Source organism: Candidatus Electronema sp. TJ, assembly GCF_048287355.1.
Classification (GTDB): Bacteria; Desulfobacterota; Desulfobulbia; order Desulfobulbales; family Desulfobulbaceae; genus Electronema.
Window position 1 is genome coordinate 1 of sequence record NZ_JBLWEP010000120.1, and the last position, 7330, is coordinate 7330.

12 protein-coding genes and 1 pseudogene are annotated in these 7330 nt (G+C 52.1%); all 13 read left to right on the forward strand.

Annotated elements, in window-relative coordinates; translation table 11 throughout:
• The coding region (locus ACNKID_RS09100; RefSeq protein WP_417913116.1) for an HI0074 family nucleotidyltransferase substrate-binding subunit at nt 1-289 on the forward strand (289 nt) is incomplete at its 5' end.
• The gene (locus tag ACNKID_RS09105) at nt 286-621 is read left to right on the forward strand and encodes a nucleotidyltransferase family protein (RefSeq protein ID WP_417913117.1); all 336 of its coding nucleotides are present in this window, start codon (nt 286-288) and stop codon (nt 619-621) included. The genes ACNKID_RS09100 and ACNKID_RS09105, both read left to right, overlap by 4 nt.
• Nucleotides 622-685: 64 nt before the next feature.
• The gene (locus ACNKID_RS09110; protein WP_417913118.1) at nt 686-1285 is read left to right on the forward strand and encodes a hypothetical protein; all 600 of its coding nucleotides are present in this window, start codon (nt 686-688) and stop codon (nt 1283-1285) included.
• A 266-nt stretch (nt 1286-1551) separates the two neighbouring features.
• Complete coding sequence (locus ACNKID_RS09115) at nt 1552-2109, forward strand: hypothetical protein (protein WP_417913119.1); 558 nt, start codon at nt 1552-1554, stop codon at nt 2107-2109.
• Between the two features lie 163 nt (nt 2110-2272).
• The gene (locus tag ACNKID_RS09120; protein ID WP_417913127.1) at nt 2273-2473 is read left to right on the forward strand and encodes a type II toxin-antitoxin system VapB family antitoxin; all 201 of its coding nucleotides are present in this window, start codon (nt 2273-2275) and stop codon (nt 2471-2473) included.
• Entirely contained in the window at nt 2470-2844 is a 375-nt protein-coding gene (locus ACNKID_RS09125) for a type II toxin-antitoxin system VapC family toxin (protein WP_417913120.1), read from the forward strand. Before ACNKID_RS09120 ends, ACNKID_RS09125 begins: the two co-directional genes overlap by 4 nt.
• Nucleotides 2841-3284 (forward strand): hypothetical protein, encoded by a 444-nt coding sequence (locus tag ACNKID_RS09130; RefSeq protein ID WP_417913121.1) that lies wholly within the window; start codon nt 2841-2843, stop codon nt 3282-3284. Before ACNKID_RS09125 ends, ACNKID_RS09130 begins: the two co-directional genes overlap by 4 nt.
• A 355-nt stretch (nt 3285-3639) precedes the next feature.
• Nucleotides 3640-4707 carry an HU family DNA-binding protein gene (locus ACNKID_RS09135; RefSeq protein WP_417913122.1) on the forward strand — a complete coding sequence of 356 codons (1068 nt, stop codon included), beginning with the start codon at nt 3640-3642 and terminating at the stop codon, nt 4705-4707.
• A gap of 168 nt (nt 4708-4875) precedes the next feature.
• Nucleotides 4876-5373, forward strand: coding sequence for a hypothetical protein (locus tag ACNKID_RS09140; protein ID WP_417913123.1), 498 nt, complete (start codon nt 4876-4878; stop codon nt 5371-5373).
• On the forward strand, nt 5370-6194 hold the full coding sequence (locus ACNKID_RS09145; RefSeq protein ID WP_417913124.1) for a ComEC/Rec2 family competence protein: 825 nt from the start codon (nt 5370-5372) through the stop codon (nt 6192-6194). Before ACNKID_RS09140 ends, ACNKID_RS09145 begins: the two co-directional genes overlap by 4 nt.
• A gap of 118 nt (nt 6195-6312) precedes the next feature.
• Nucleotides 6313-6786, forward strand: coding sequence for a type II toxin-antitoxin system VapC family toxin (locus ACNKID_RS09150; protein ID WP_417913125.1), 474 nt, complete (start codon nt 6313-6315; stop codon nt 6784-6786).
• Nucleotides 6787-6789: 3 nt separating this feature from the next.
• Nucleotides 6790-6978: a hypothetical protein gene (locus ACNKID_RS09155; protein WP_417913126.1), complete on the forward strand. Its 189-nt coding sequence runs from the start codon at nt 6790-6792 to the stop codon at nt 6976-6978.
• Between the two features lie 87 nt (nt 6979-7065).
• Nucleotides 7066-7330: pseudogene (locus ACNKID_RS09160) on the forward strand (hypothetical protein); the annotation flags it as partial.

Genomic DNA, 7330 nt, shown 5'->3' on the forward strand with positions numbered 1-7330 from the left:
CATGGAGCTTGCTTGGAAGACCTTAAAGGATTACTTGGAAAGCGAGAATGTGATCTTTGACCAGATCACACCGCGATCCGTCATCCGCCGGGCCTTTGAGGCAGGCATCATCCAGCAGGGAGAGGCGTGGCAGAACGCTCTGGATGCCCGCAACCGCATGTCCCACACCTACAACTTCGAGACCTTTGAACGGGTGATCGCTGATATTCGCGCCACATATCTGGCAGCATTTGCTGAGCTGCACGAGTTTCTGCTCGAACGGCGCATCGAAGCAGGCAAGAAGCCATGAGCGATGCCTTTGGCATGACTGCGGCCCAGCAAGCACTTGTCCGGGAGATTCTGCTCACAGCGCAAGACCGCATCGAACAGGTTGCGGTGTTCGGCTCCCGCGCACAAGGAACGCAGCGGCAGAATTCAGACTTGGATCTGGCGCTTTATGGCAATGCTGACGAGGCTGTCTGTGACCGGCTGTGGACTTTGTTTCAAGAGAGCAGCCTGCCTTTTTCGGTGGATGTGACAAGCTATGCCGCCATCAAACATCCGCTGCTTCGCGCTCATATTGATGCGGCAGCCCGGCCTTGGCTGGCGCACACAAGCCAAGGGCTGGAGGAGATTATCTGACAAGCAGGCCTGGAACCTTTTCTGCTTTGCAAGTGCTGTTAAACTAAACACAGAGGAGAACATAATGAAAGTCAGAACAATTGGCATTGCCGCGCTGCTGGCCCTTCATGGAGGCGGCGCATGTGCCGCCGGCATTGAAGAGATGAAGCCCGCAGCCCCTGCGGCAGCAGACAAAGCTGCTGCGGCGCGGACGTACAATCTTCCGGGACATGGCGCACTACAGCTTCAGGTGCCGCAGGCGTGGCGCGACATATTGCATCAGACCTCCAATGAGCTGCCGCCAATCATTCTTTTCACGCCGACAGCAGGAGAGGCGTTCAAAATAGCTGTCACCCCTCTTTATCCTCATAGTCAAGGCATGGCGCAGCCAACACTGGCGGACATGCGCAAGAGCGTCGAGATGGCTGTTGAAGAAGCCAGAAAGCAGGCGGTTGAGAAAGAAATTCCCATCCAAGAGCTGAAAGGCCCTTCTGTCACTGGCTATTATTTTTCCGTCACAGACAAGTCTCCAAAGCCGGGAGAGTATAAATACATGACCCAAGGATTCTTCCTTGCCGGAGGACTCGCGCCGACATTCACTGTTCTCACCAATGACGGTTCCGAGAATATTGTTGCCGAGGCGCTGGCAATGCTGAGAAACGCTGTGCATGTCACGAAGCAATAGCATGACCGCGCAGACCGGCCCTGCGGACAAGGCTTCAGCCTTGCCTGTCCTTTCCTGAGAACATGCCGGAATGCATTCCGCCGCCCTGCTGTTTGCCTTGCCGCGCTCCTATTTTGTTGACAAAAGAAGACATGCCTCTTAAACTGCCGAGTCAATACTCGGCAGTCTTTCTATTTATCCATTGAAAGGAGGCAAATATGCTGCCAGGCCCAACTCTGATTCGCGAATGCTCATCATGCGGGAAGCATATCGAGCAGCGCACGCTCATGTCAGGCAACACCTGCGGAGCTGTTTTCTGGACGGACGGCAAGAGGGATGCGCCAATGCTGCCTGATTACCCCTTGTTCGGCAAATGCCCGCACTGCGGTGCCATTCTCTGGATCAAACAGCAAAAAGAGGTGGGGGAACTCGGCATGTGGAGCGCAGGAAACTCTGACGCGGAGAAATTTGCCGACGCGCAGCCTGCATTGTTTCCAACAGTGCAAGATTATGCAGGTTTCCTCAAGGCTGGCATGAATGACAAGCGGAAGGAACGCTATGTGCGCCTGCGTGCATGGTGGGCAGGCAATGATCAGCGCCGGGAAGCATCACGCGAAATGCCGCTTGATTCGTTCGAGATTGAGAACTTGCGCGCCTTCATCACCTTGCTTGACGAGGCCAATGACGATGACCGCCTTACGAAGGCTGAAGCACTGCGTGAGCTTGGCGAGTTCGCCGCCGCAGAGAAGCTGCTTGCCGCCAAGTTTGCAGAACAAATGAAAGGAGCCGTCTCTTTCATACGTGATCTCAATCAGAAGAGAATCACGGCAGTGCAGGAAATGTAGCGCAGGCGGCCAAACAGCCCGGATGACATGCGGCGGCATCCGGGCGGCCTCTTCCCCTCCCCTCCCCTGTCCTCCCCAAAAACAAGCTGAATGGTTTGGGAAAAGCTGCGGCAGAGGCTGGCAAGACAAGCTGAACGATATTCTTCATCGCTATGGAGGCATGATGCGGACAACCGTGACCATTGACAGCACATTATTTGAAGAAGCCCGGATGCTCACCGGCATCAAAGAGAAAGCGGCTTTGCTGCGGCAGGGACTTCAGGCCTTGATTGAACGGGAGAGCAGCCGCCGTCTTGCCAGTCTTGGCGGAACCGAACCTGACGTGCAGGATATTCATAGGCGGCAGACAGAAGAGCCGTCATGATTCTGGCAGACACTTCTGTCTGGATCGACTATCTGCGCAAAACAGATGCGCTGCTGGCATCGCTCTTGAATACTGTGCAGATAGTCATTCATCCGTTTATCATCGGCGAACTTGCCTGCGGTAATCTCAAGAACAGGGAAGTATTGCTCTCCTTGCTGAAAAGGCTGCCTGCCGTTTCACAAGCAACGAATGAAGAGGTGATGTATTTCATTGAGCATAATCGCTTGATGGGGCATGGAGTCGGCTTTATTGATGCCCATCTCCTCACAGCAGTTGCCCTGAGCAGGCAGACACTCCTTTGGACACGAGATAAACGCCTTGCTGTTCTTGCCGAACAATTAGGTCTCTCGTTTCAAGAGAAAGCCCAATGAACGCCGCGACGGGCTTTGAAAATGGCGTGCTGGGGATTAGTTCGCTTTTCCCCAGCCTGCTTTGCTTAATGCGGAACTGCAATCTATACGATTATAGGTTTTTGAAGATGACTACAGCAGAAGCATTAAAGATTATAACATCATTAGCGGACGGGCATTGTCCGATAACTGGTCAGGCATTGGATGCTGTATATCAGCACCCTGACATTATTCGTGCATTGTTTGTCGCTGTTAAAGCACTTGAGCGAGTTGAGCGCATCGACCGCCGTCATGAGGAATTGCCAGCGCACACAGGTAGAGCTTGGGATGAAGCTGAGGAACAACAGCTTCTCAATGAGTTTAATACTGGCAAGAAAATTCCAGAAATTGCTGAAATTCATCAGCGGACAAAAGGTGGAATTAAGGCGCGGCTGAAACAGCTTGGCATACTTCTGACTTGAAAGCAGCCAGCCTGAATGGAACGCAACAGCATCCAGGCTTCCGCTTTCTCCCCCTCCCCCCACCTCCCCCAAAAACATCCTAGGATGTACTGCCAAAACATCCTAGGATGTTCCGCCAATACATTCCAGGATGTTTTGAAAAACTATCTAGGATGTTTCGGCGATACATCCTAGAATGTATTGCCGGAACATTTCAGGATGTATTTCTGAAACATCCTAGGATGTTTTCCGCCGCGCTTCTCCGTCCCTTGCCGCGCTCCTATTTTGTTGACAAAGCGCAGGCTCCGCCGTATCTTGGCCTGATCAGGCAAAACCGCTTGCATCATCATATCTTAAACCCGAATGGGAGGGCATCATGGGCACTGTGCAATACCGCGTCGAGCCGAACCACCTGACCAAACCAATCACCTACAAGCTCCGCTTCCTGCCTAAACAGACAGTGGGCTATGACGAGCTGGCTGATGCCGTTGCCAAAGACACCGGCATCAGCGCGGAGCAGGCCAAGGCCTTCCTTCTGGCAACGGTGAGGAACATCAAGGAGATGCTCTGCAACGGGATGCAGGTGACGCTGGAAGAGGCCCTCACCTTTGCGCCCTCCTTTCATGCCAAACTGAACAGCCCGGACGACCCGCTGCCGCCGATTGACAAACTCCTGCGGATCAGCGTCTCGGCCACCCGTCCTCTTGTCCAATATGTGCAGCAGAACGTGACCTTGGAACGGGTTGGCACCGAGGAGAAGGCCCCGACCATCCTCTCCGCCGCAGACACTGTCCTGCTGCTAAACAATGTGCTCAACCCGGCGGGCGTGCTCCGTTTGACCGGCAGCAATCTTGCCTTTGACACGAGCAAGCCGGACTGCGGCTGCGTCATCGAAGGCACCCGCAGCGGCAGCGAGAAGCAAACGCAGCACGCCAGCGTCAGCGACACGGAAATCCTGGTGGTGCCGCATGTTCCGGCCCAAGACGACCCTTGGAACAATGAATACTCGGTCGAAGTCAGCACCCGCTACACCGAGCACGGCTCGCTGCGCACCGGCATCTACAGCCGCAGGCTGCGCGCGCCCCTGACCGTGGATCTGGCCCATCTGGGCGAGCTGGGCGCAGGCATCCTCACCGGCAGCGAGAACGCGCCGCATGTGCGGGTCACGGGCTGCACAGCCAGCGCGACCGAACGATTGCGCATCCAGGTGGACAGCAGCTTGCAGGAGAACATGCTTGCCTTCCGCCTGATTGCCATGCAGGACGGCGGCGCGGTCGGAGCGATGGTGCCGGTGGTTGAGAACGGGGAATTCACGCTGCCGGGCTTCGCCGGTTCCGCTGTGGACAGCATGATCGTCGCGGTCGACAATTACGCCGCCCTCAGAACGATGATCCGCAACGACTACGGCGGCAGGCTGGTGGATATTTTGGATTTGGAGGTGTAGAATAGGGGGCGGAAGGGTGGATGTTGGGGAGAGCGGGGGACTCCCCAACGTGGGGTTAAGTTGCAATTTTTCGTATATCGTGCAATAGTTGCATGAATAGGCGGAATTGTATAATGCCTTGTTGGGCACCGTAGATAAACATGCTCTCATTAAAGACACGGAGAATCTATGAAGGACATTCTCGATAAGATCGGAACATATAACATATTTAACTACCTGTTCCCTGGGGTTCTCTTCGCTGTATTTGTGACTAAGGTAACACGGTACAACCTAATCCAAAATGATGCTCTGGTCGGGGCGTTTGTTTACTACTTCATTGGATCTGTAGTAAGTCGCATTGGCTCGCTGGTTGTTGAGCCAATCTTCAAGAAGATCGGATTCGTATCTTTTGCTCCATATGAGGACTTTGTGAAAGCCTCTAAGGCTGATCCAAAAGTTGAGGTTCTTTCAGAAGCAAACAACATGTATAGAACCATCTGCTCGCTATTCATGTGCATTGCGGTTGCGTATGCCTATGAATTAGTCTCGAAAATATTCCCGGCACTCAATGAAATGCTTCCGGCGATATCTATCGTTGGATTGCTTGTCCTGTTTGCCTTCTCTTACAAAAAGCAATCTGCATATATCAACAAGCGTATCTCGGCAACTAAAAAAGGAGTTTCATGATGAAAATCTATACACTCAACGTTGGTCAAGGACAGTTTGTAGTAGTAACTGGCCAAAGAGAGGCCTTCATAATTGATACTTGGGTTCCCTTGAATCCAAAAACTGAAATTGTGAATGTAAAGGCTGCATTAGCAAGCATTCTCCAGGGGAAGAATCTAATAGGACTGATGGTGACAGGATTTGACGCGGACCACTTCAATGAAGTTGGCCTGCGCATTGTCCTCAACAAGTATAGGCCAGATTGGGTCATGTATCCAAAGTACTTTAAGAAAACTGGAAACGCAGATACATGCTTTTCTGTTATCAAGTCTTTTGAGCAACAGAAAGAGTTCAGAAAAATATCTGTCTCTCTTTCCAAAAATGATACGCGGTTCTATCGCGGTGAAATTTCTTCAGAATTTGAATTTGAGATTTTCTCTCCGCATTCGGCAGATATGACATCATCAAATAACTGTTCCCTTGTATGCAAGGTCAGAGAACTTTCAACAGGCGCAACATACCTAATAACCGGCGACACGGAAAATGATCGATGGAGTTCCATAACAAGGTATTTCGGCAGTGCTCTTCAATCGCAGGTGCTTGATGCGCCGCATCATGGCTCGAAGAACGGAATCTCCGCAGAGGCAATAAAACTTATTAAGCCAGATACAGTATTAGTCAGTGCCGGTTACCAAAACCAATACGGGCACCCGGATCGTGAAGCAACAAGCTTGTTTACTGCACATGCGAAAAAGTGGTACTCAACGCATACAACTGGTGGAATTTCCTTGATGACACAGGTCTCTTCTAATGAAGTCAATACATACAAATTTGAACCATAACAGTACCGCAGGCTTGCAGCCCAGCCTTATGAGCATATAACGTGGAGCAACCGGAGAAAAGCAGATGGCTGAAGTGCTGCTTGCCCAAGCCGTCAGCATGGTGAATAAGGAGAAATGAATGGGTAGAACTGTTTACATTGAAACATCCATTATCAGCTATTTGACGGCACAGCCAAGCAATGATCTGCGGGCCATGGCAAACCAAAGCGCGACAGTGGATTGGTGGACAACGCAACGTCCGAACTACAGCGTTTTCGTCTCCGAACTTGTTATCTCCGAAGCCAGCAAAGGCCATCCAGAAGCGGCGCAACGTCGTCTGGCAGCAATCGCCAATCTGCCATTGCTCCAAATTTCTCCTGAAGTGCGCGGGCTGGCTCAAGCTCTCATCCAGCATCATGCCCTGCCGCTGAAAGCTGAGGCGGATGCGTATCATGTGGCCATTGCCGTCGTCAATGGTGCCGAATATTTGCTGACATGGAATTGCACGCATATTGCCAATGCGCACACACGCCCTAAGATTGAAGCCACCTGCCGGATGCTTGGTTATGAGCCGTCTGTAATCTGCACCCCGCTTGAGCTTATGGAGGATTGAACAATGTGGAAAGACCCGATTGTTGCCGAAACCCGTGCTGCCAGAGATGAATATGCGCGTCAGTTTAACTACGATGCGGACGCTATGTTTGAAGACCTTATGCAAAAGCAGACCATGCACCCGGAGCGCGTGGTTGCATTGCCGTCCCGCAAGGCCAAGGCACTGGAGCATGTTGAGGACAACCATTTGTGAGCATATAACGTGGAGCAACCAGAGAGAAGCACATGGCTGAAGCATTGCTTGCCCAGGCGCGGGCGGCAAGGTGCATGAGGAGAATGAATGGGCAGAACTGTTTATATTGAGACATCTATTATCAGCTATTTGACCAGCCGTGTAAGTCGGAACCTGATTGCTGCCGCGCGTCAGCAGATCACCCAAACATGGTGGGACTCCCGTTTAAGCTATGACCTTTATATTTCCGAAGCGGTATCGCTGGAATGCGCTGCTGGTGATCCAAATGCCGCTCAAAAACGATTAGATGCCATAGATGGCTTGAATCTTCTTCGGACAACAAGGGAAGCGGTGGAGTTGTCGAAAGGCATGG

Excerpts from the sequence above, each read along its gene's own strand:
- ACNKID_RS09105 (WP_417913117.1), top strand. The coding sequence starts at position 286 with ATGAGCGATGCCTTTGGCATGACTGCGGCCCAGCAAGCACTTGTCCGG.
- ACNKID_RS09110 (WP_417913118.1), top strand. The coding sequence starts at position 686 with ATGAAAGTCAGAACAATTGGCATTGCCGCGCTGCTGGCCCTTCATGGA.
- ACNKID_RS09115 (WP_417913119.1), top strand. The coding sequence starts at position 1,552 with ATGTCAGGCAACACCTGCGGAGCTGTTTTCTGGACGGACGGCAAGAGG.
- ACNKID_RS09120 (WP_417913127.1), top strand. The coding sequence starts at position 2,273 with ATGCGGACAACCGTGACCATTGACAGCACATTATTTGAAGAAGCCCGG.
- ACNKID_RS09125 (WP_417913120.1), top strand. The coding sequence starts at position 2,470 with ATGATTCTGGCAGACACTTCTGTCTGGATCGACTATCTGCGCAAAACA.
- ACNKID_RS09130 (WP_417913121.1), top strand. The coding sequence starts at position 2,841 with ATGAACGCCGCGACGGGCTTTGAAAATGGCGTGCTGGGGATTAGTTCG.
- ACNKID_RS09135 (WP_417913122.1), top strand. The coding sequence starts at position 3,640 with ATGGGCACTGTGCAATACCGCGTCGAGCCGAACCACCTGACCAAACCA.
- ACNKID_RS09140 (WP_417913123.1), top strand. The coding sequence starts at position 4,876 with ATGAAGGACATTCTCGATAAGATCGGAACATATAACATATTTAACTAC.
- ACNKID_RS09145 (WP_417913124.1), top strand. The coding sequence starts at position 5,370 with ATGATGAAAATCTATACACTCAACGTTGGTCAAGGACAGTTTGTAGTA.
- ACNKID_RS09150 (WP_417913125.1), top strand. The coding sequence starts at position 6,313 with ATGGGTAGAACTGTTTACATTGAAACATCCATTATCAGCTATTTGACG.
- ACNKID_RS09155 (WP_417913126.1), top strand. The coding sequence starts at position 6,790 with ATGTGGAAAGACCCGATTGTTGCCGAAACCCGTGCTGCCAGAGATGAA.